22 protein-coding genes are annotated in these 19,935 nt (G+C 66.3%); 5 read left to right on the forward strand and 17 right to left on the reverse strand.

Going from position 1 to position 19,935, the window contains the following annotated elements; all coding sequences use genetic code 11:
- Positions 1 to 18 precede the first annotated feature (18 nt).
- From ACYVLV_RS04095 to ACYVLV_RS04110, 4 genes are read right to left on the reverse strand one after another with little or no spacing between them, the layout of a single operon-like run.
- Complete coding sequence (locus ACYVLV_RS04095; protein ID WP_460807900.1) at positions 19 to 354, reverse strand: non-heme iron oxygenase ferredoxin subunit; 336 nt, start codon at positions 352 to 354, stop codon at positions 19 to 21.
- Positions 354 to 1,547, reverse strand: coding sequence for a Fe-S cluster assembly protein SufD (sufD, locus tag ACYVLV_RS04100; protein WP_460807901.1), 1,194 nt, complete (start codon positions 1,545 to 1,547; stop codon positions 354 to 356). The genes ACYVLV_RS04095 and sufD overlap by 1 nt, the downstream gene beginning before the upstream one ends.
- Before the next feature lie 48 nt (positions 1,548 to 1,595).
- Entirely contained in the window at positions 1,596 to 3,014 is a 1,419-nt protein-coding gene (gene sufB / locus ACYVLV_RS04105; protein ID WP_460807902.1) for a Fe-S cluster assembly protein SufB, read from the reverse strand.
- Positions 3,011 to 3,727, reverse strand: coding sequence for a helix-turn-helix transcriptional regulator (locus tag ACYVLV_RS04110; RefSeq protein ID WP_460807903.1), 717 nt, complete (start codon positions 3,725 to 3,727; stop codon positions 3,011 to 3,013). Before ACYVLV_RS04110 ends, sufB begins: the two co-directional genes overlap by 4 nt.
- Positions 3,728 to 3,820: 93 nt before the next feature.
- On the opposite strand from ACYVLV_RS04110, the gene ACYVLV_RS04115 reads away from it, so the two are divergent.
- Positions 3,821 to 5,101 (forward strand): hypothetical protein, encoded by a 1,281-nt coding sequence (locus ACYVLV_RS04115; RefSeq protein WP_460807905.1) that lies wholly within the window; start codon positions 3,821 to 3,823, stop codon positions 5,099 to 5,101.
- On the opposite strand, the gene ACYVLV_RS04120 is transcribed toward ACYVLV_RS04115, so the two are convergent.
- From ACYVLV_RS04120 to ACYVLV_RS04130, 3 genes are read right to left on the reverse strand one after another with little or no spacing between them, the layout of a single operon-like run.
- A complete protein-coding gene (locus tag ACYVLV_RS04120; protein WP_460807907.1) occupies positions 5,091 to 5,513 on the reverse strand; it encodes a hypothetical protein in 423 nt (140 codons plus the stop codon). The two genes, ACYVLV_RS04115 and ACYVLV_RS04120, sit on opposite strands and share 11 nt — an antisense overlap.
- Positions 5,506 to 5,877 carry a hypothetical protein gene (locus ACYVLV_RS04125; RefSeq protein ID WP_460807908.1) on the reverse strand — a complete coding sequence of 124 codons (372 nt, stop codon included), beginning with the start codon at positions 5,875 to 5,877 and terminating at the stop codon, positions 5,506 to 5,508. The genes ACYVLV_RS04120 and ACYVLV_RS04125 overlap by 8 nt, the downstream gene beginning before the upstream one ends.
- A gap of 34 nt (positions 5,878 to 5,911) precedes the next feature.
- Positions 5,912 to 6,622: a hypothetical protein gene (locus ACYVLV_RS04130; protein WP_460807909.1), complete on the reverse strand. Its 711-nt coding sequence runs from the start codon at positions 6,620 to 6,622 to the stop codon at positions 5,912 to 5,914.
- Positions 6,623 to 6,816: 194 nt separating this feature from the next.
- Here ACYVLV_RS04130 and ACYVLV_RS04135 point away from each other — a divergent pair, with 194 nt between their 5' ends.
- On the forward strand, positions 6,817 to 8,004 hold the full coding sequence (locus ACYVLV_RS04135) for a globin domain-containing protein (RefSeq protein ID WP_460807911.1): 1,188 nt from the start codon (positions 6,817 to 6,819) through the stop codon (positions 8,002 to 8,004).
- 13 nt (positions 8,005 to 8,017) lie between these two features.
- Here ACYVLV_RS04135 and ACYVLV_RS04140 read toward each other — a convergent pair whose 3' ends face one another.
- Genes ACYVLV_RS04140 through ACYVLV_RS04155 form a run of 4 tightly spaced genes read right to left on the reverse strand, consistent with a single transcriptional unit; the run spans position 8,018 to position 10,438 of the window.
- Positions 8,018 to 8,731, reverse strand: a complete 714-nt coding sequence (locus tag ACYVLV_RS04140) for a hypothetical protein (RefSeq protein WP_460807912.1) — start codon at positions 8,729 to 8,731, stop codon at positions 8,018 to 8,020.
- A complete protein-coding gene (locus ACYVLV_RS04145) occupies positions 8,731 to 9,852 on the reverse strand; it encodes a hypothetical protein (RefSeq protein ID WP_460807913.1) in 1,122 nt (373 codons plus the stop codon). Before ACYVLV_RS04145 ends, ACYVLV_RS04140 begins: the two co-directional genes overlap by 1 nt.
- Complete coding sequence (locus tag ACYVLV_RS04150) at positions 9,849 to 10,136, reverse strand: hypothetical protein (protein WP_460807914.1); 288 nt, start codon at positions 10,134 to 10,136, stop codon at positions 9,849 to 9,851. The genes ACYVLV_RS04145 and ACYVLV_RS04150 overlap by 4 nt, the downstream gene beginning before the upstream one ends.
- Positions 10,133 to 10,438, reverse strand: a complete 306-nt coding sequence (locus ACYVLV_RS04155) for an SAV_915 family protein (protein ID WP_460807915.1) — start codon at positions 10,436 to 10,438, stop codon at positions 10,133 to 10,135. Before ACYVLV_RS04155 ends, ACYVLV_RS04150 begins: the two co-directional genes overlap by 4 nt.
- Here ACYVLV_RS04155 and ACYVLV_RS04160 point away from each other — a divergent pair.
- A complete protein-coding gene (locus tag ACYVLV_RS04160) occupies positions 10,437 to 10,841 on the forward strand; it encodes an SRPBCC family protein (RefSeq protein WP_460807917.1) in 405 nt (134 codons plus the stop codon). The genes ACYVLV_RS04155 and ACYVLV_RS04160 overlap by 2 nt on opposite strands.
- An 18-nt stretch (positions 10,842 to 10,859) precedes the next feature.
- On the opposite strand, the gene ACYVLV_RS04165 is transcribed toward ACYVLV_RS04160, so the two are convergent.
- Together ACYVLV_RS04165 and ACYVLV_RS04170 are read right to left on the reverse strand one after the other, a co-directional pair.
- Positions 10,860 to 11,939 (reverse strand): saccharopine dehydrogenase, encoded by a 1,080-nt coding sequence (locus ACYVLV_RS04165; RefSeq protein WP_460807919.1) that lies wholly within the window; start codon positions 11,937 to 11,939, stop codon positions 10,860 to 10,862.
- A 134-nt stretch (positions 11,940 to 12,073) separates the two neighbouring features.
- Positions 12,074 to 12,352, reverse strand: a complete 279-nt coding sequence (locus tag ACYVLV_RS04170; protein WP_460807921.1) for a hypothetical protein — start codon at positions 12,350 to 12,352, stop codon at positions 12,074 to 12,076.
- A 193-nt stretch (positions 12,353 to 12,545) separates the two neighbouring features.
- Here ACYVLV_RS04170 and ACYVLV_RS04175 point away from each other — a divergent pair, with 193 nt between their 5' ends.
- Complete coding sequence (locus ACYVLV_RS04175) at positions 12,546 to 13,382, forward strand: hypothetical protein (RefSeq protein ID WP_460807923.1); 837 nt, start codon at positions 12,546 to 12,548, stop codon at positions 13,380 to 13,382.
- 150 nt (positions 13,383 to 13,532) lie between these two features.
- On the opposite strand, the gene ACYVLV_RS04180 is transcribed toward ACYVLV_RS04175, so the two are convergent.
- From ACYVLV_RS04180 to ACYVLV_RS04195, 4 genes are all read right to left on the reverse strand, one after another.
- The gene (locus ACYVLV_RS04180) at positions 13,533 to 15,404 is read right to left on the reverse strand and encodes an AAA family ATPase (protein ID WP_460807924.1); all 1,872 of its coding nucleotides are present in this window, start codon (positions 15,402 to 15,404) and stop codon (positions 13,533 to 13,535) included.
- Positions 15,401 to 15,880, reverse strand: coding sequence for an ABC-three component system middle component 2 (locus ACYVLV_RS04185; protein ID WP_460807925.1), 480 nt, complete (start codon positions 15,878 to 15,880; stop codon positions 15,401 to 15,403). Before ACYVLV_RS04185 ends, ACYVLV_RS04180 begins: the two co-directional genes overlap by 4 nt.
- Positions 15,864 to 16,979, reverse strand: coding sequence for an ABC-three component system protein (locus tag ACYVLV_RS04190; protein WP_460807926.1), 1,116 nt, complete (start codon positions 16,977 to 16,979; stop codon positions 15,864 to 15,866). Before ACYVLV_RS04190 ends, ACYVLV_RS04185 begins: the two co-directional genes overlap by 17 nt.
- Positions 16,980 to 17,112: 133 nt before the next feature.
- On the reverse strand, positions 17,113 to 18,576 hold the full coding sequence (locus tag ACYVLV_RS04195; protein ID WP_460807927.1) for a hypothetical protein: 1,464 nt from the start codon (positions 18,574 to 18,576) through the stop codon (positions 17,113 to 17,115).
- Positions 18,577 to 18,952: 376 nt separating this feature from the next.
- On the opposite strand from ACYVLV_RS04195, the gene ACYVLV_RS04200 reads away from it, so the two are divergent.
- A partial coding sequence (locus ACYVLV_RS04200; protein ID WP_460807928.1) for a hypothetical protein occupies positions 18,953 to 19,935 on the forward strand: 983 nt, incomplete at its 3' end.

Consider the following 19,935-nt stretch of genomic DNA (forward strand, 5'->3'; position numbering starts at 1 on the left):
TTCTCCTTCTGTGAAAGTTCAGGTGGGGCGTACGCCGTTGAGCGTGGTCGCGGTGTCGATGTAGATGCCGTCCTCGCGGACCTCGACCGGGAAGGTCGCAACGGGCTCGATGGCGGGAAGGCCACTGGGCTTGCCGGTGCGGAGGTCGAAGGTCGAGCCGTGCAGCCAGCACTCCAGTGCGCAGTTCTCGACGTCGCCCTCGGTCAGGGCGACCGCGGCGTGCGAGCAGAGGTCCTGTAAGGCGAAGAACTCGTCGTCACAGCGTGCGATGGCGACGTCGTAGGAGCCGATCGTGACGCCGAGCGCCTCGTCGGTGGGCACATCGGTGGGAGCGCAGGCGAGCTCGAAGGCCATCAGCCGACCTCGCCCTGCGACACGTTCTTGGCGAGTTCTTCCTCGACCGTCGCGGTCAGGCGCTCCTCGAGGGTCGGGATGCCGACCTTCTTGATGAGGTCCTGGAAGAAGCCGTGTAGCACCAGGCGGCGGGCCTCCTTCTCGGAGACACCGCGCGAGCGGAGGTAGAAGAGCTGCTCGTCGTCGAAGCGGGCGGTCGCCGAGGCGTGGCCTGCTCCTTCGATCTCGCCGGTCTCGATCTCCAGGTTCGGCACGGAGTCGGCCTGGCAGCCGTCGGTGAGAACCAGGTTGCGGTTCTCCTCGTAGGTCTCGATGCCTTCGGCGACCTTGCGGATCAGGACGTTGCCGATCCACACGGTGTGCGCACCCTGGCCCTGCAGCGCGCCCTTGTAGAGGACGTTGCTCTTGGTCTTGGGCTGGTTGTGGTCGGCGAAGAGACGGTGCTCGAGGTGCTGACCCTCGTCGGCGAAGTAGAGGCCGAACAGTTCAGCCTCACCGCCCGGGCCGGCGTACTCGACGTTGGCGTGCATGCGCACGACATCACCACCGAAGCTGACCGAGGTGTGCCGCACCGAGGCGTCGCGGCCCACGAGGATCGCGTCGCGCCCGAGGTGTACGGCGTCCCCGGCCCAGTCCTGGACCGAGACCACGTTGACCTGGGCACCGTCGCCGACCAGCACCGAGGTGGTGGCGGCGTACCGGGCGGACCCGGAGTGCACCAGCACGATGGTGGCCTTGGAGAACTTGCCGATCCGCAGGACCAGGTGGCCCCAGACGAGGTCGTCGACGGACTCACCGGTCAGGTTGATGACGATGGGTTCGGTGACCTCGAGCTCGGCGGGGACGTCGAGCAGGGTCGCTCCCCCGGCGTTGGCCACGGCCAGGGCCGAGGGCCGGTCGTTCGGGGCGAGCTCGCCCATCTCGCGGGCCTCGGTGGTGCTGATCTGGGTGAGCGTCACGCCCTCGGGCAGGGTGCTCTCCATGGTCAGGGAGGCATCGGAGGCCTCCCCGTCCAGGATTCCACGCAGCCGCTTGAGGGGGGTGAACCGCCAGATCTCCTCGCGCCCGTGGGGCACGGGGTAGTCCGCGAGGTCGTAGGACGGCGGTGGGTTCAAGTGGGACACGATGAGGTGTCCCTGCTCGGATTCCATTGCGGAGCGCACGCTTTTACGTGCGGTGTCAGTGAGAGTCACTAAAGGCGTCTTTCTGGTCTGAGTTGAACGGTGGTGGGTGGGTCGGGGTCAGCCGACCGCGCCCTCCATCTGCAGTTCGATGAGGCGGTTGAGCTCGAGGGCGTACTCCATCGGGAGCTCCTTGGCGATCGGCTCGACGAAGCCACGCACGATCATGGCCATCGCCTCGTCCTCGGCCATGCCGCGGGACATGAGGTAGAAGAGCTGGTCGTCGGAGACCTTGGAGACGGACGCCTCGTGTCCCATGGACACGTCGTCCTCGCGGATGTCGACGTAGGGGTAGGTGTCCGACCGGCTGATCTGGTCGACCAGGAGCGCGTCACACAGCACGTTGGACTTCGAGCCGTGGGCACCCTCGTTGATCTGGATCAGACCGCGGTAGGAGGTGCGTCCGCCGCCTCGGGCCACGGACTTGCTCAGGATCGAGGAGGACGTGTTCGGAGCCGCGTGCACCATCTTGGCGCCGGCGTCCTGGTGCTGGCCCTCGCCGGCGAAGGCGATGGACAGGGTCTCGCCCTTGGCGTGCTCACCCATGAGGTAGATCGCGGGGTACTTCATGGTGACCTTGGAGCCGATGTTGCCGTCGACCCATTCCATGGTCGCGCCGGCCTCGCACGTCGCGCGCTTGGTGACGAGGTTGTAGACGTTGTTCGACCAGTTCTGGATGGTCGTGTAGCGGCAGCGTCCACCCTTCTTCACGATGATCTCGACCACGGCGCTGTGCAGCGAGTCCGAGGAGTAGATCGGGGCGGTGCAGCCCTCGACGTAGTGCACGTAGGCGCCCTCGTCGACGATGATCAGGGTGCGCTCGAACTGACCCATGTTCTCGGTGTTGATCCGGAAGTAGGCCTGCAGCGGGATGTCCACGTGGACGCCGGGCGGCACGTAGACGAAGGAGCCACCGGACCACACCGAGGTGTTGAGTGCGGCGAACTTGTTGTCACCGACGGGGATGACGGTGCCGAAGTACTCCTGGAAGAGTTCCGGCTGCTCCTTCAGAGCGGTGTCGGTGTCGAGGAACAGGACACCCTGCTCCTCGAGGTCCTCACGGATCGAGTGGTAGACGACCTCGGACTCGTACTGCGCCGCGACACCGGAGACCAGACGCTGCTTCTCCGCCTCGGGGATGCCGAGCTTGTCGTAGGTGTTCTTGATGTCCTCGGGCAGGTCGTCCCAGGTGGTGGCCTGCTTCTCGGAGGAGCGCACGAAGTATTTGATGTTGTCGAAGTGGATCCCCGACAGGTCCGAGCCCCAGTTGGGCATGGGCTTGCGGTCGAAGAGCTTCAGGCCCTTCAGGCGCAGGTCGAGCATCCACTGCGGCTCGCTCTTGAGCGAGGAGATGTTGCGCACGACCTCTTCACTCAGGCCACGCTGGGCGTTGGCGCCAGCGTCGTTGGCGTCGGACCAACCGAATTCGTAGCTTCCGATGCCCTGTAGTGACGGGTTGAGTTCTTCGATGGAGGTCATGAGCGGACACTCTCCTTCTGGTTGGGCTGCTCGGCTGATCGCTTGGTCGGTAGGTTCGGGACGTTCGGGATGCTGGTGGTGCAGACACCGTCGCCGTGGGCGATGGTGGCAAGACGCTGGACGTGGCGTTCGAGAACGCGACCGATGGCCTCGGTCTCTGCCTCGCACAGTTGGGGAAACTCATGGGCGACGTGGGAGACCGGGCAGTGCTGCTGGCACAACTGCTCCCCCATCGGTAGGTCGCGGACCGCGGCGGCGTACCCCTCGGCGGTGAAGATCTCGGCGAGCACCTCGGCCGGGCTGGCCTCGGGACGGTCGGCCTGCACCGCGTCGAACCGCTCCTCTACAAAAGCCACGCGACGCTCGGCGAATTCCCGAACGGCGGCGTCGCCTCCGGTTTCGGCGAGGAATCGTAGGGCCTGGACGGCCAGGTCGTCGTACTGCTGGTCGAACCCCTCGCGTCCGTGCTCGGTGAGCGCGAACATCTTGGCGGGACGGCCACGACCCCGGGACGCGACGGTGCGCGGCTCGCGGGCCTCCACCTCACCCTCGTCACACAGGTGATCGAGGTGGCGGCGTACGGCGGCGGGGGTCAGATCGAGACGCTCGGCCAGGGCCACTGCGGTCGAGGGACCCTCGACGAGGATCGACTGCACCACGCGCTGGCGCGTCGGCTGGTCGTGACCCCTGGGGGCCTCCTCGATGAATTCCACAACACTAGTGTGCCGTTAATGCATAGTGCGGTTCAAGTAAGGTCAACCTCACTCGTGCCGCGGCCCCTGCCGCGACCTGCCACCATGTGACCCGTGCCACGACCCGACCTCGTCCCGATGCCGCCGCTAGCGACCGGGGTGGGCCTTCCCTGGGATCGGGCCGTGGACGATGCGGTGTCCAAGATCGGGGCCGCACGGGCCGAGCACGGAGACACGTTCGCCCTGGACAGTGGCCGCGATCGGTATCTGTTCACGTTCTCCCCCACCGGTGTCGAGTCGTTCTACGCCTTGCCCGAAGAGGCCGCGTCCAAGGGCGTGGCGGACTACCAGATGCTGCGGCGCAAACTGCCGGACGCCATCTTCGAGGGGCGTCGCACCATGCCAGGTGGTCTGTTCCGGCGGGGCGACGTGGCGACGTACCTCCGCAACCTCGACGAGGCCCTGGTCACGACGGTCGAGGAGTTGGGTGGGTCGGGGTCCGTCGACCTGTTCGCGATGACGCGGCGCCTGGGTCACCGCATGGGGTTGGCGTCGTGGGCGGGTCCGGGCGCCGCCCGAGGGTCGGACTTCGAGCAGTTGGTCAGGGCCTTCGACGCCTTGGATGGGTCGGACGCGTTCGTGCACCCCGATGCGATGGCGGCCGTGGCCGCGTCGGGCAAAGCGGAAGAGATCGCTGCGCTCGACATGGTCGTCGAGATCGTGGGTGCCGCGATAGATCGAGACCTACGGGGCCACGACCTGTTCGCCCGCATCGTCGAGTCGTGGGAGGACGAGGCTGCGGAGGTACGCCGCCGCGGCGTCGGCCTGGACGTCGCACTGATCCACATCGCATCGATGTCCAATCTGCATGCAGCCCTCGGGTGGGCGATGGTCGATCTGATCGGACACCCGGACGAGTGCACGGCGGTCGTCGCCGGCGACACGGAGTTGGCCTCGCGGTGCGCACTGGAGTCGACCCGGTTGGCCCAGCGCTCGATCATGGCTCGGGCGGTGCTGCAACCGGTGCGATTCGACGACGGGGAGACGACGTACGACGTGCCCCCCGGGTGGACGATCGCCACTCTGTTGCCCTTGCTCAACCGAACCGCCGGTCCGGGTCTGGCGGACTGGGATCCGGGCCGGTGGGAGCGGCACCGGTTGGCGGACACCTCAGGGCTGGCGTCGACGCAGTTGGTGACGGCGTTCGGGCACGGCAAGCACACGTGCCCGGCCCAACCGTTCTCGTTGTCGGCGATGACGGCCGCGGTGACCCACCTGTTCGCGGCGTACGACTTCACGCCCCGGTGGGGCACCTTCCCGGCGCCTGTCGCGGCGCAGATCGGTGGGGTCGCGCGGGCGGCTGGGCCGTGCCCGGTGGACTACATCAGTCGCTGAGCGTGTGGGTGCGGGTGTGTCGCAGCCACGCCAGACCCGCGATCGGCAGCAGGAGCGGGACGTAGCCGTAGCCCTGACCGAAGTAGGACCAGACGGTCTTGTCGGGGAACAGCGCGTCGTCGAGGTAGCTCAGCGACCCGATCACCAGGACGCCCAGCAGTTCGATCGTTACGGCGGCTCCGGCGAGTCGCCACCCCCGGTCTCCGCCCATGATGAGCGCGCCGGTCGCCACGAAGTAGAGGACCGCGGCCACGACCGAGAGGGAGTAGGCGAACGGCGCGTTGGAGGCTTCGGTGGCCAGTTGGAGGACCGAGCGTCCGGTCGCGGCGACGGCGAAGAGGCCGTAGACGAAGATCAGGGCCCTCCCCCACCCGGAGGCCAGGTCGCCGTGCCGGTTCAGTTGCTCAGCCAAGGAGAGGACCTGCCGCCCAGATGGTCCCTAGCCGGACCTCGAGGAACAGGGCGGTCACCACGGCGAGAAGCAGTACGCCGGTGCCGGCGCGGCTGCGTTCGGCGAGGGCCCAGAAGGCTCCGATCGGCAGGACGAACAGGTTGCCGGCGAGGTAGCTGATGAACAGCGCCCCCTCCACGTCGCGGTCGGTGCCGGCCAGCGCCACGCTGCCGACGACGAGTTGGACGATCAGGGCGATCTCGGTCAGACCGAGCAGGACGTACTCCCGGTCCCCGACGATCTCGTCCTTGATGAGCAGGAGGATCAGGAACAGGGCGGTGACCCCGCCGAGCAGCACGATGGCCGCGGTCACGATGTCGTTCACGGGCCAAAGGTACTCAGCCCGCCGTGGGGGTCGGTCAGTGGTGGAAGGTGTCGCCGTGATGCCCGGTGCCGAAGTGGTCCCCGTGATGGCCGCCGAAGCTGCTGGAGCGGGTGACGATGCCGCTGCTGAAGGACAACGCCTCGGCGAAGCTGCGGTACAGATCGTCCTCCAGCTCGGCGAGGTCCTCGGGAGACCTCTCCCCCGGTGTGGGCGGCGTACGGGTCAGGCGGCGCCCCTTGACGTAGGCCGCGATCTTCGAGACCACCCGGATCAGGGACGCCAGCAGCGCGGCGGCGCCCAGGGCGAGGAACAGGTACAACACGATCCCCACGAATTCCGGGACCTCGTTCACGTCGAACCCGAAGTCGTCACCGAACCCGGGGTCCTCCGCGAACCCGAGAAAGGGGTCGGGCTCGGAGGAGGAGGAGGCGCTGGCGGCGTCGTTGCCCGTGATGCTGTCCACGGTGCGACCCACGAAGGTCGTGGAGTCCTGGGCCAGGATCACGGCCGGGATGGCCACGAACACGCAGGTGATGAGGACTGCCGCCAGTGAGCCGAGGAGGCCGGGACGTAGCCGCCGGTCGTCGTCGGGGTGGCGCAGACCGTGCAGTGCGTCGGACATCAGCAGCCGCCCGACAATGCGTTGGCGGGGTGCGTCGGCGTTGTCGCCGAGCAGGCCGCGGGCGGCGCGGATGGGTCCGGTCTTGTGGAACCTGGTCCGGCGGCGTGGCGTCGAGGAACTCACGAGTGCTCCATTGCGGGTGTGTGCGGGCTGGGTGATGTGGGCTAGCCCACTCTGCGGCCTGATGCAGCTGCTGCGGCGTGCGACCCGCCGAGGGACCTATCTCGGTTCCACTCGGGACGTTCGGCTCTGCTCCCCCGGCGCGGCTGGTGGTCGAGTGGGGACAACCCCGCAACCCCAATACGTCTCGGAGTCTCATGCTGTCCACGAAGTCCGCCCAGGTCGTCACGGCCACCCTGCCCGTCATCGGTGCCGCCATAGGCGACATCACCCCGATTTTCTACAAGCGGATGTTCGCCGCGCACCCGGAGTTGGAGCGCGACCTGTTCAACCGGGGCAACCAGGCGCAGGGTGATCAGCAGAGCGCACTCGCCGGGGCGATCGCCGCCTACGCCACGCTCCTGGTGGCGAAGGACGGACGCAACCCGCTCGACGTACTGTCTCGGATCGCCCACAAGCACGCCTCGCTCGGCATCACCGAGGACCAGTACCCGATCGTCCACGAGCACCTGTTCGCCGCCATCGTGGAGGTACTCGGCGACGCCGTCACGCCCGAGGTGGCCGCCGCCTGGGACGAGGTCTACTGGCACCTGGCCAACGCGCTGGTCACGATCGAGAAGCGGTTGTACGCCGAGACCGGCGTGGCCGACGGTGACGTCTGGCGCACGCTGGTCCTGCGCCGCCGCCTCCAGGAGTCGCCCGACACCGTGTCGTTCGTGCTCGGCACAGCCGACGGCAGCCCGCTGCCGAAGTCGCTGCCGGGTCAGTACATCTCGGTGCAGGTGCCGTTGCCCGACGGTGCCCGCCAGATCCGGCAGTACAGCCTCACCTACGCGCCGGAGGCCAGCGAGTGGGGTATCTCGGTCAAGGCGGTCGAGAACGGTGAGGTGTCGAACTTCCTGCACCAGGAACTCTTCGAGGGTGACGAGCTGAGGGTCTCGGCCCCGTTCGGCGAACTGGTCCTCGAGGACTCCGAGGACCCGCTGGTGCTCATTTCGGCCGGCATCGGCATCACCCCGATCATCGGGATCCTCTACTACCTGGCCGGCATCGGATCGACGCGCGAGGTGCAAGTGCTGCACGCGGATCGTTCACCGGCGCGGCACGCCCACCGCCAGGAGCTCAAGGACCTGGTGGCTGCACTGCCGTCGGCGACCCTGCAGCGGTGGTACGAGGACCTGGGCACCCGACCGGCGCGTGACGTCCTCCAGGCCGGACGGGTCGACCTCGACCTGGTGACCATTCCGACGAACGCGCAGGTCTTCCTGTGCGGTCCGCTGCCCTTCATGGAGTCCGTACGCCGCACCCTGATCGAGCAGAGCGTCCCCGAGGCCGACATCCACTACGAGGTCTTCGGGCCAGACAAATGGTTGGCATCGGCCTGAGGTCGCCAGACCGTCAGGTGGCGTGCACGGACTCGACCGCTGCGGCCGAGGTGAGATCGCTGCGTTGGGCCGGATGGTCCACGTAGTGCTCGATCACCCGGGCGAGGGCCTCGGGTGTCCACCCCTGGGCCAGGACCTTGACCAGGCCGGGTGGCGACCGGTCGTCCTTGGGGATGACCACCAGCACCGGTTGCCACCTCGGCACGGTCTGAGCGCCCTCGATCTCGCGCCAGGAGAAGCGGCGTACGGTTCCCCATCCCGAGGGAAGCATCAGCCCATCGGGGGTCAGCCGGATGCGGAGGTTGTCCGCGCCGCGGAGCAGCAACCAGCCAGCCGCGACCACGCCGGCGGCCAACGCGACTGAACCGACGACCACCATGGGGCCGTTGTCGTCCTGGAGGGCCACGGGAAGCAGCACCGAACCCAGGGTCACCATCATCAGGGCCTGCCGCGGCACGTGGCCGCGGCGCAGCGGCAGGGCCACTCCGCCGTCGACTTCCTCGACCGGACCGGGGGCACTTCGACCGCGGAGCATTCCGGTGACGCCCAGGATGCCCAGGACCGTGAGTTGCAGCCCGAGCAGGGCAGGGAACCAGCTCTCGCTCTCGCCGACGGCGAGAGCGACCAGCCCCGCGATCAGGAAGATCAGGCCCACGACGGCCAGCAGCCCGATCAGGCCGGCCACCAGCAGCCGGGTGGGTGCGGCGTACGCCGGGTCCTGACTCATCACAACCATCCCGTCACGGCGCCCCAGCCGTCTGACAAGGCGCCCTTTGTGTCGTCCCACCGGTCACCGACCCACTCGTCGACCGGTTCGGTGAAGTCGTCGGGTAGTGCGTCCCAGCCCTCGGTGACGGCCCAGGTGACTCCGGCTCCGACGACCACCGCGCCGCCCACGACGACCACGGTTGGCACGCTGACGGGTGCTGTGGCGATCACCAGGGCGGTGGCTCCGGCTCCCGCTGCTACTGCCAGGAGACCTCCGCCGGGCGACTCACCCTCGAGAGCCTGATAGGTGTCCCAAGCGGCCCCGACGGGACCCAGGATCCTGCCGCCGCGGCCGGCCCAGTCGGCGTACCGGTTGAGATCCTTGATCCGGCCGGGGGCTTCCGGTGCGTTGCCCCTCGCCTGCCGAGCCGGATTGCCCGACCGCCTGGCATCCCGGAGCTCCTTGGCCTCGGCACGCAGGGCCTCTGTCTTGTTCAACAGACTGCGCTCCCCCAGGGTCAGGCCGAAGGCGATGCCCAGGTTGCCGACGTTCTCACGGACGAAGGTGGCGAGCTTGTCGACCTCCGGCGCCTCGAGAGCCTTGGGCGCCGGCTTGAGGTTCGCGTCGATCCACTCCAGGAAGTTCGACCACTCGAGTTCCACGTCGCCGAGGATGCGGTTGTAGAGCTCAATCTTCTCCACCTTCGCCTGAAAGGCACCCATGTCGTCGGTGAAACGTGTCCTGTCCGCGTCGGGCGCGTCCAGGGCAGGTGGGGTCGGAGCGACGGCGTCAGGAGGAGTCTGGATGACCGTGCCGACGACGCCGAGGCCGCCGGCTCGGGCCTCGACGCGCAGGGCCTTCATCCGCTCCTGAGCCTGCTTGAGCCGGGCGCTGTACGCCTCGATCTCACCAGCCGCGGTCTCGATGCGATCGACGTGCGCGTCGGACACCTGGATGATGTCTTTGACGTAGCCGACGTAGGCCCTGCCGGAGCTTCCCTCCCAATGCCGCTCGGCCTTCCGCTTGGCGGCGAGAACATCCTCACTGGCGTTGTCGACTTGGGTCTTCAGCGAGTCGCGCAGCCATGTCGCAGCACTGTCAACGCTCGTCGTGCTGCCCTTCACCTCTGTCTCGATCACTCGACCGTCACCTCCATGGCGTCAAAGCCGGAAGCGACCTGGTCGTCGGTGGAACCCAACTCCTGGCCGACGGCCCGGACCTGGGCGGCGGCAGCCTCGTTGATCAAAGCGATGTCGTCTGCGGTGGCTACGACGGCAGCGATGATCGCCAGCACATCGGCGGTGCCGTGCCCACCGTCCACGGTCGTGGGCACGCCGGTAGCCAGTCCGGTGATGCCCTTCGCCGCATCTTCGTGCAACTTGGCCAGCTCTCTCTCGGTGGCCTCACTCAGCTGAATCGTCACGCAGTCGTCTCCTGGATGCGGAGAGCGGCCGGCATCGGGATGTCGAGATAGGCGACGTCGAAGTGCTTGAGGGCCCGGAGCGACTCGATTTCCTCGGTCTTCCAGAGCACCCACGGGTGACCCTGTCCACAGGACGCGAGGAAACGGTCCAGGGCCGTGTAGCCCATGAGGGCGACCCTGCCGTCCTCGAGCTGGGCCATCATCACCTCGACAACCTGTCCCTCATCATCGAGGCGGCACGGGAGGTAGGCGACCGGAGGCTGCAGCGCGGCCGGATGGGGCGTGGTGTTGACGTCGGTCATGGGCTTGTTCTACCCCGTCCGGGTTTCTGCAAACCAAACCCGGGTCCTGCTGCTCTACAGCAGCAACATCATCGAGTACGAGATGGTCTCGGGCGAGAGAAACGAGGTCGGCCGGATATGTCGGGGCGCGGTGAAGGTCGCTGGCAGACGCCTCGAGCTGACCGACGAGTTGGTGGAGGTCGACCCCGGGCGGATGGGCAAGCTCGTGTCCGAGGACGCCACCATCCCCTACGCGCTCACCGTTCGCTACGAGGACGAGGGCGCGGGCACCAAGGTGGCCTGGCACCAGGAGTCGGAGTCGCTCAAGGGCATCTTCAAGTTCGCCGACGGGATCGTCATGAAGCTCTACTCGCGTGACGTGCGGTCGAACCTGGAGAAGGCCAAGATGATTCTGGAGTCGTGACGCGGGCGCGGCGCCGAGCTAGGAGCCCGGTGCGTCCAGCTTCTCGATCGCTTGGTCGAAGGCGCGGCCAGCCGCCCGCCACGGTGCAGACGGACCACCGTCGTCGGCCAGTCCGAGGAGATGCGGGGTCAGGTCAGCACTGAAGCCTTCGCTGGCCTCGCGCGGGAGAAGCGAGGGCAGGTTGTCGACGGCGATCACCTCGAGCGGCGCACTCTCGTGCTCCGGGTTGCCGGGGTGCAGCCGACGAACCGGTTCTTCCCACGTCGTGATCTGCGTGTTCACCGGGAGCATGTTGGTCGGGCCGGTGACATCGCAGGTCACGTCCGCGAGCAGCCGTAGCCGGCGCTCGTGCTCCAGGTCCGCCTGCTCCACGAACGGAGTCGTCGGGGTGTGCGTGACCACGCAGTTCACCAGCAAGTCGTGGCCGAGTAGCGCCTGCTTGTGCAGGTCCTGGGTCTCCTGGCGATCCCACAGGGTTGTCGGCACCCCGGCAGCCGCGAGCGCTGCCTGCGCACCGCGGCCGGACCGCCCGCGAGCGCCGGTCACCAGCGCCAGCATCTGGTCGACCCCTGCCTTCCCGGCCCGCTCCAGCTCCGCGTCGAGCTCGTGCTTGGCCATGGGGGTGAGCGGCTCGTCCAGCGCTCCCGCTAGACGCAGCACTCCGAGGGCGGCACCCATGTAGCCGGCCCAGTAACCGAACGCGACGACCCGGTGGCCGCTTTCGCCGGTGAGGTATTCGATGTCGAACAGTCGGCCCCCACCGCGGCGGAACCGCTCGAGGGTCTCCCGAGCGTCCTCCTGCCCCTTGAACGAGTGCGCGAAGTAGATGTGGCGGTGGCGTAACGACTCGGGCTCTTCGGGGAGCTCCTTGATGCCGAGGATGTAGGCGTCGTCGGGCGCGTTGGTCCAGGCGCCTTCGCCCGCGACGTTTGCCCCGGCCGCGGCGTACTCCTCGATGGGGAACACGCGCTGAGGCGACTCCTCGACGGTCACCTCGACCCCGGCATCCAGCAACAGCGGAACGTCAGCGGGTACGACAGGCACACGCCGCTCAGTACTCCGCGACTCGGACCGAATCCACACGTGAACAGGCTGCATGCGCTCAGGATCTCACCGGTGCGTCCGACGGAGTGACGCGACCCTGGTTGGTCGATTGGTGCGTCCGCCCCGCAGGTACAAGAAGCTCGCATGACACACGACGGATGACTACATTGACGACTCTGAAGCAGCTTTCAGCCGAGGGGACCTGTGTGTACGCGCCAGTCCGCTCCGAGTTCGACCTGTAGGCGATCGACGAGCTGGGGTGCCTGCTCGTCATAGAGTTCGCGCATCGCCTCGCTGGTCCAGCCGCGGCGGTGGTCGTGGTGCCGCTCCCAAAGCAAGTTCCAGCGCTCCAAATCTGCGGCCAGTTCGGGAGACACCTGGGGCCAGTCCCCGCGGGTGGTTCCGCCCTCATGCCACAGCGGCCAGTCGGCGTCGTAGTCGCTCATCAGCCGGACGGTCTGTGTCATGGGTCGAGTATGCGCACGCGCTGATGCACGATCCGCGGCTAATCGCCAACGGTGCGAGGTCAACATGCAGCGACCGGAGGCGGGGCGCAAACGGTTCCCGACGCACATAGGCGGCGGAAAGACGCGGCGAGGCTGAGCGGAACTTGAGGGGCGAAGTAGCTCGGAACTCGTCGCCGTGTGGAAGGGTCTCGACGTGACGTTTGCCTTAAGCCTGGTCAGCCAAAAGACGATCTGGCTCGTTGTTGACCGCCGCATCTCCTGGGACGCAGGGCCGCCGAAGGACATCGGTGTGAAGGCCATGACCGTTGAAGCGTCCGACGGAGTGGTGATGCTCGGATATGCCGGCCTAGGCCTGACCGCTGGTGGCACCCAACCATCGAGTTGGATGTGCAATGTGCTGCGAGGCCGCAACCTCTCGGTGGAGGGATGCCTGTTTGCGCTCGCGCACGAGATGCAGCAACACCTCCGGCCGCACGTTGCTAGCAGGTGGAACCAGATCGTCGCAGCGCCGGCAATCGTCGACGGCGAGTGCCGTTCGTACGTAATTGGGTTGAGCGACAACGGACGTGTGGCGTTTCAGCGGTTGCACGTGAGGGGCCTGGGCCGTCGAGATCGACTCGCAAGGGTTTCGCCTAGGGCGGTGTATACGGGCACCGGCGGAGGCTGGCTATCGAAGCAACGGTCCAGAAGAGTGATGCTGCGTGAGTTGTATTCGCTCGCCGGGAAGCACGACCTTGGGAAGGCGTCGCACTTTGTGGTAGCTGACCGCCTGGCCATTTTCAACTCACTCGCATCCGAGAAGGAGCCCGCCACCGTGGGTCCTACTTGCTATGTCCTTTGGCGGCGCATGTCAGACACGTCAGGCTGGGAACAGCAGAACTATCGCGGGACCGACCGCGTGCACGTAGGAGCGTTCACGTCGGTTCCCCACGTCAGCACTCATGGACACGAGGACCGTGGCTTCGACTTCCCGGGAATCGAATACGAGGGTGACGAGCCGCAGGACCGCCCCGACTTCCGGCTTCGGTGACTGCATCGGGCGCTGACTTGTGCACGGCGCTGCACACCCCTCTCAACGCGGATCTAGGTCGAGCCCGCTAACTGCACGGAGGGCGACTTGACCTGCCCCGAAGCGGAACGAGCGACTGAGAAGGCAGGTGAGTGCGGGTTTGCTAGGCGATCACGGGTAGAAGCCGGACCTACCCATCGCAGGATTGCCGGTGAAGTACTCAACCGTGCAATCGGCGTGGTCTATCACGGGCGGCGTCTGGTTCTCTAACACGATGGCCTGCCCGGGATGGTCACTGCTCAAGTAGGCGTAAAACGCCCGCGCCACGGACCCACTAAGGAGCTCGTCGTCGCCTTCAACCGATCTCGCAGCGACCTCCGAGGCATCGGGGCGGATGGAGTGTGGTCCGGCGGAATCTGCGTCACGGTATGTCAGGACCGGCGTGTCGAGTGCGACGAAACCGGGGTGGGGCAGACCGCGGCTAGTGCAAAACTCGCTCAGTGCCACACTGAAGCCAGCATGCAGGATTGAGCGCATCCCTTTGCCGCGATCTTCGCGTCTTCGTTGCTGCACCTTGATCTGCGGCGCGCCGTCGAAGTTGAAGACTGTCTCATTAGCGCCGGGGACCTCCCATTGGATTAGCAGATCGCGAAGCGCGCGCGAGAAGTCCTGCTGTGAGGCAAGGGTGATGCCGTGTGTGACCGGATCGACCGGCGTGGCCCGTTCTTGGGCGACATCCGCACGCAATTCCTCGAGCTCGTCGACTCTCGCCCATCGCTCGATCCAACGCTCGACCTGCGAATGACGTCCGATGAGCGCGTCGAGGTCGGACTGGACGGGTTGCAAGGTGCTGTCCACCTGGGCAAGTTCGACATCGACCGCTCGAGTCGCTTCATCGATCTCGTCAAGGAGGTCGCTTCGACGGTCCAACTCGGCCTGCACCGAGCCGAGCGTGAGGGTGAGGTCACCTCGGAGAGCCCGAGTTTTGGTGACCTCGGCGTCTACCGACTCCGCAAGTTGGACGGTCTCGTAGACGGCGTGCTCCCGCTGCTGGTGAGCCGCGTCGGCCCCGCAGAAAACGCATGCTGTGGTGTCGAAGTAGCCGAGCAGCGTGCCAGCCTCCTTGACTAGCGCCAGCCGTTCGAGATCGGCGGCGTACTGGGCGTCAAGCAAGGTAAACCGATCGACCAAGGTGCTGATCTCGCCAGTCTGTCGGACGCCCAGATGACGCTGTTCCTGGAGCCGGGTTCGCTCGTTCACCAGGAGGTCCCGGGCGACTAGCTGCGCGCCTATCGAACTCGAGGTCAGTCGGATCGCAGCGTTGACCCGCGCTAAGACGTCGAGGCACTCTTCCCGCTCGGGAGCCTCGACCATCTGTGAGCGCACTTGCTGAATCGCCCGGTCGAGTACCTCAACCTGACCTTGGTTGACCTGCCGGAAGGCGGCCGCGTCGTCGGCCTCGGTGAGGTCTGAGTCGTCCTCACCCTCCAACAGCAGCTTGAACGCAGAGCGCTCCGCAGTCCTAGAGGTCGGATTGCCGCTCTCGACTGGCGTAGAGCGCGACTGCATCCGCTCCTCGTCGACCAACACCAGGTGCGCGATGTTGCGCAGACTCATCGACTGGACCTGGTTCCGGACGTTCTTGCGCAGCTTGGCATCCGCAATCCCCAGCTCGTCGAGGAAAAAGTGGGAGATCGTGTCGGGGTTGTCCTTCTGGTGCTGGCCAAGCAGGTCGCGATCAGGGAGGCGACTGGGCAGGGTCCGCAGATCTTCATCGAACACCGAGACACGGCCGCCGCGTAGGTCCCGCGCCAGCGTGAGCACCTGACCGTCGTCCAGCTCCACGCCCAGCAGCATCAGCCGATAGCCCGCCGCCTCAGGCACCTCGCGCAGTTCGCGTCCCCCAAGCATGAAGTCCAAGGCATCGATTACGTAGGTCTTCCCAGTTTCGGAGGCTCCATAAATGACCGTGAGGCGCGGCGCGAACTCCACGCTGGCGGGTGGGAGGCTGTCGCCAACGGCGGTCAGGTGAATGAGCCTCATCGGAGCATCCCTTCCTCGTCAGTCGGCTCCCAGACGAACTCGGTTGCCCAGCCCTCGGAAACGGCACGGAGCCGGTCCCGAACCTGATCCGTGTTGAGGTCACCGAACTCGTCGACTGCCCACGTCACGACTTCTCCGAGTGCACCCAGAAGTGGCGAGTCGAGCAACCGAAGGAACGGCGCGGCTGCCTCGCCCGCGCGATAGGTCATACCCTCCGCCGTGGTCACCAAGTCCACCATGCCCGCTCGTGCCATCAGCTGGACGCCGTGGTCGAGGACTGTGCGCTTGAGGCCGAGCTCGCCGCTTCGGTTTGGGACTGCAGGCAGCACACTCGGCGGTCCCTCGAGGTCGGCGCTATGCAGGAGGCAGTAGTCAAGGAGAACGAGGCGGTCGAGGTCGAAAGTCCGCGGGAACGCCTCCGTCAGCACGACCAAGGTCCGCAGTCCCAGCTCAAGCGGACTATTCAGAGGCTGCATGACACCACCGCAACTTGTCCTCATTCGCGAGTTGGTGGCAGATGCCGGTGCGATCTCGGACGGCGAGAACCGGAAGCAGCCCGTTTGAGGTAATCGCCAAGCCCCGGGCCGCCTTCGTGATCTCGGCGAGTCGCTGCAGGCCGTCTACGTGGCCGAAGTCGTGCGTGTCGATTACTCCGTCGAATATGTCTTGCTGGAGAGCTGCGAAGGTGCCCTCCGGTACCGAGTCGCGGGCGAAGACACGGAGAGCCTCGGCGCTGTAGAACGCGACGCGCTGCCGCACGAAGTGGGCACCGACGTGCTCATGCTCGGTCGCCTCTGGTGCTGTGAAAGTCCCGCTGTGACGTTCGCTGTAGGCCTGCAGGAGCTGGGCGATATAGCGCTGTTCATCATACGTGGGGTCCGGTAAAGGCTCAGGCGGAGCCGGTCGGGTTGGCAACTCGACGCCGAACCTGGCCGAGTGCCACCGGGTACTGGCGTGTGCCTCCACGAGCTCGTGGAGCTCAACCGTCCCGAATACGCTGAAGTCGGCATCCGCAATGAGGGCCAGGGCCGCATCCAGCGAGTGCTGCCCGAGTTGCGGCGCGAGGGCGCTTCTGTCCTTCGTGAGCGCCTTAGTCAGCTCCGACTTAAGCTTCGTGGGCGAATGGATCACGCCTGCCAAGGTTGTGCCGACTCCGTGCGGGGCAGCGAACCTGTATTTCCGGGGCCAGGTGTAGTGGCGGGACAGGGTGCCGACTATGACCTTCACGATCTCCGGGTAGGCGTCGCTGGGCAGCAGCGCCCTCCCGTAGTGCTTGCACTGGTAGCAGTCCCATGGGCCGTCAAATCCAGCGGCGGTGACGAACCCCGCCACGTCAACGCCGTGGTCGTGTGCCCCACCGCTGCGCATGACCTGCTCGTAAGTCAGAGTCGTCGCCCACTCCAGCACGAATTCCTCCCACTGAACATCGTCGTAGAGCGAGATGCGCTTCTCGGGCGTCAGTGACAGGTGACTCGGCACCGGGGCCCATGCGTGCGTATCAAGAACCGTAGGGTGTTGGATCAGCGCCATGGACATTGCAGCGACGCCTGTCCCCTCATACGTCTGCTCGGTCACGGCACCTCCTCATGCGCTCCTCGCACAATGTCACAACGCTCCGACTAGACCAGTCGAAGCAAGACACTTTGGCTACGCATGGGTGGAGGTTCCGGCGGTTCGGGGCATCTGAGAGGTGCGGGGACACTAGGGCCTAGTACATCTCGAAGTTGTTGACCCGGTCTTCGAGATCGGCGAATCGGTCGACCATCTTCTCGAAGGCGTCGTCGCCGTCGTTCAGCGCGTCCTTAAACATCGCACGGTGCTCAGCGCCGAACGGGACCTGGATACCTGCCTCGATCCATTGGATCGCATACGCGAGCGGGCCGTTGCGGAGGAACTTATCGGTGGCGTCGAACACTTCGCACGCTTGCGGGAAGGTGGTCGGCGTGTCCGGAACGACGGTCGCTCGGATCGCGTCGGCACCTTGGGTCAGCCGAGCCGGCACGGCGCCGACGGGAGTGTGGATAAGCAGCGAACGGGCCTTCTTCCCGAAGCCTCCGTGCGCGTCGAGGTTGCGGAACTCTTCTGCGGCGACCCTGAGTCGGTCGAACGCTTCGCTGGACTCCGCAGTGATCGGGATGACGCGCTCCCACTTCAGGGGCCACGTGTCCCCGATGACCTGGGTGACGCTCGCCTGTTCCGGCTCCCAATCGGTGAATGGAAGCGCAAGCACCAACACGTGCTCGAGCCAGGAGAAGTACGCCGCCGCCATGGCAGTCAGGCAGTACCCGAGCTGGTTGCGGACCACCAACGGCATGAAGAGGTGGTCGCCCAACTTCCCGCCAGCGGCGAGGAATCCCAGACTCTCCATCTCTTTGAGCACAGTGTCGTCACCGTGCCCGTCGATGAACGCCTGAGCTTGCCAGCGAAAGTAGTCGTAGCCTCCGCGTAGCCGGGCGTGCTGATTGAGCACCGTGATGTTCGCGTTGTCGAGCTGTTCCTTGACGATCTTGGAGAACACGTGCTCGTCGAAGACTCGTCCTGCTCGTCCGAGTCGGGCTATGAAGTCCTCGACGAAGGCTTCGAGTCCCGGGTCATCCGTCAGGTCGTGTCGCGTCGCAGATGTCGCCTTCGGGATCCTCCGCCGGCTCATCATCCTGCGGAGGAGGGCATCGATCTCGTCCGTGTCGATTAGGGTCCGCTCGACCGCCGGGGCCTCGTGGGCTGACTCCGGGGTCATCCGCGGCCCGGGTTCGGCCGTGGTTGGCGTTGCGCCGGCTGACGCGTTGACGGCTTCGCCGCCGCCGCCAGCCTCGGTGCCGGTGCTGATGTCAGTGGAAGCGCTCGTATCGAGAAGGTTGTGGGTCCATCCAGTGACGTCAGCTTCGACCATGAACCGAAGGCCGTACTTGGTCGAGGCCAACGAGACGTTCCTGTCCCGGAACCGGCCGCCGAGGCGCCATGCTGTCTTGTCATCCCATCGTTGCGGGACAAAGCCCGCCCAGTGCAAGGCAGCACGTGCGAGCTCAGGCAGTGGGAACTGGTCCATTGGTACAGCAATTCGCATCTCGCCGTCGGTCCACGGGCGCTCAGGATCATCGGGCGCGAAGTCTGCCATGATCCGTTTGAGAAGCCCTGCCGTCTTCTCGTTAGGTTCTAGGGCGGCGAAGTCCATTTCCAAAGGGTAGTTGGCACAACGCCTAGACCGATGCGACCTTCCTTGCAGGGCCGGTCGGGGCGGCCGAGTCGCGCTGCCGCTCCTTCGCGAGAGCTTCCGTACACGCGTCGCGACCGTGCCGCCCGACCTTCGTCGGCTCGCTCGCGAGATTCACTGCCCGTGGTTTCGGTCGCCTGCGGTGGAAGGCGAGCCAAACCACCTGCGTCATAGTGGGTGGAATGGGACACGTTGCAGAGGGTGCCTGGGCGCCGAGTCGGTGCGCCCTGCCGGGGCGAGTGTCGTCACCTTCGGGCCGCATCGGGAGTTTAAACCAGTTGGGGCTTCTGTTGAATCACCCTTGACGGTCGAACACCAGTTCGCTTACCATAGAACCATGCTGCAACCCAACAACGTCCCACCCAGTGAGCGCGACGCCTGCGCCACTTTGGCCGCGTTGGAGCAGAATCTCACCGCCCGCCGACAGTGCGAGGTCGACGACCTCCAACTCGTCCTGCACTGGGCCGACCTCCACTCCGCAGGTGAACCCGACTTCCACCACCCCCGCCAACGCGGCCAAGCCCGCCTGATCGAATGCGCCGGCGACGGAGCCCCCGGCGTCTCCGACCTCGCCATGAGCGAACTCGGCATCGCCCGCAGCTGCCACACCCACGCCGCCCGATCCATCACCGCCGACGCCCTGGACCTGCGCCACCGACTCCCCCACGTCTTCTCCGTCTTGAAGGACCTCCGCGCCGAAGTCTGGGTCGGCCGCAAGATCGCCAAGATGACCCGCCACCTCGACCAAGACCTCGTCAGCCTCGTCGACCACGCCGTCGCCGAAGCCCTCATCGGACACTCCCCCGCCCGCGTCTTCGAAGTCTGCGAAGCGAAAATCATCGAAGCCGACCAAGCAGCCCACGCCACCCGCATCGAAGAGCAGTTGAAGAAACGGTTCGTCGGCCTCACCCGACCCAACTGCTACGGCATGCAATCCCTCATCGCCCGCAACCCCACCGGCGACACCGACGACCTCATGACCATCATCAACGACGTCGCCGACGCCCTCGCCCCCCGCATTGAATACGAGGGCTGCAGCCGCGACGAACTCCGCGCCGAAGCCCTCACCTGGCTCGCCCGCCCCGAAGACGTCCTCCAACTGCTCAACCCCACACAACCGGAAGACGAGGAACCTGAGCCCACGGGTTCAGCACCGGGCAGGGCGCGGGGCCGCAAACGCAAGCCCGCGATCGTCTACGTCCACCTTCATGAGGCTGCCCTCGAAGGCGGCGACCACGGCATCGCCCGCGTCGAAGAACTCGGACCCCACACCCTGGCCCAACTCCGACGACTCCTCGGCCACCGCGACGTCGCCATCAC

It is taken from the genome of Nocardioides salsibiostraticola (genome assembly GCF_054783655.1).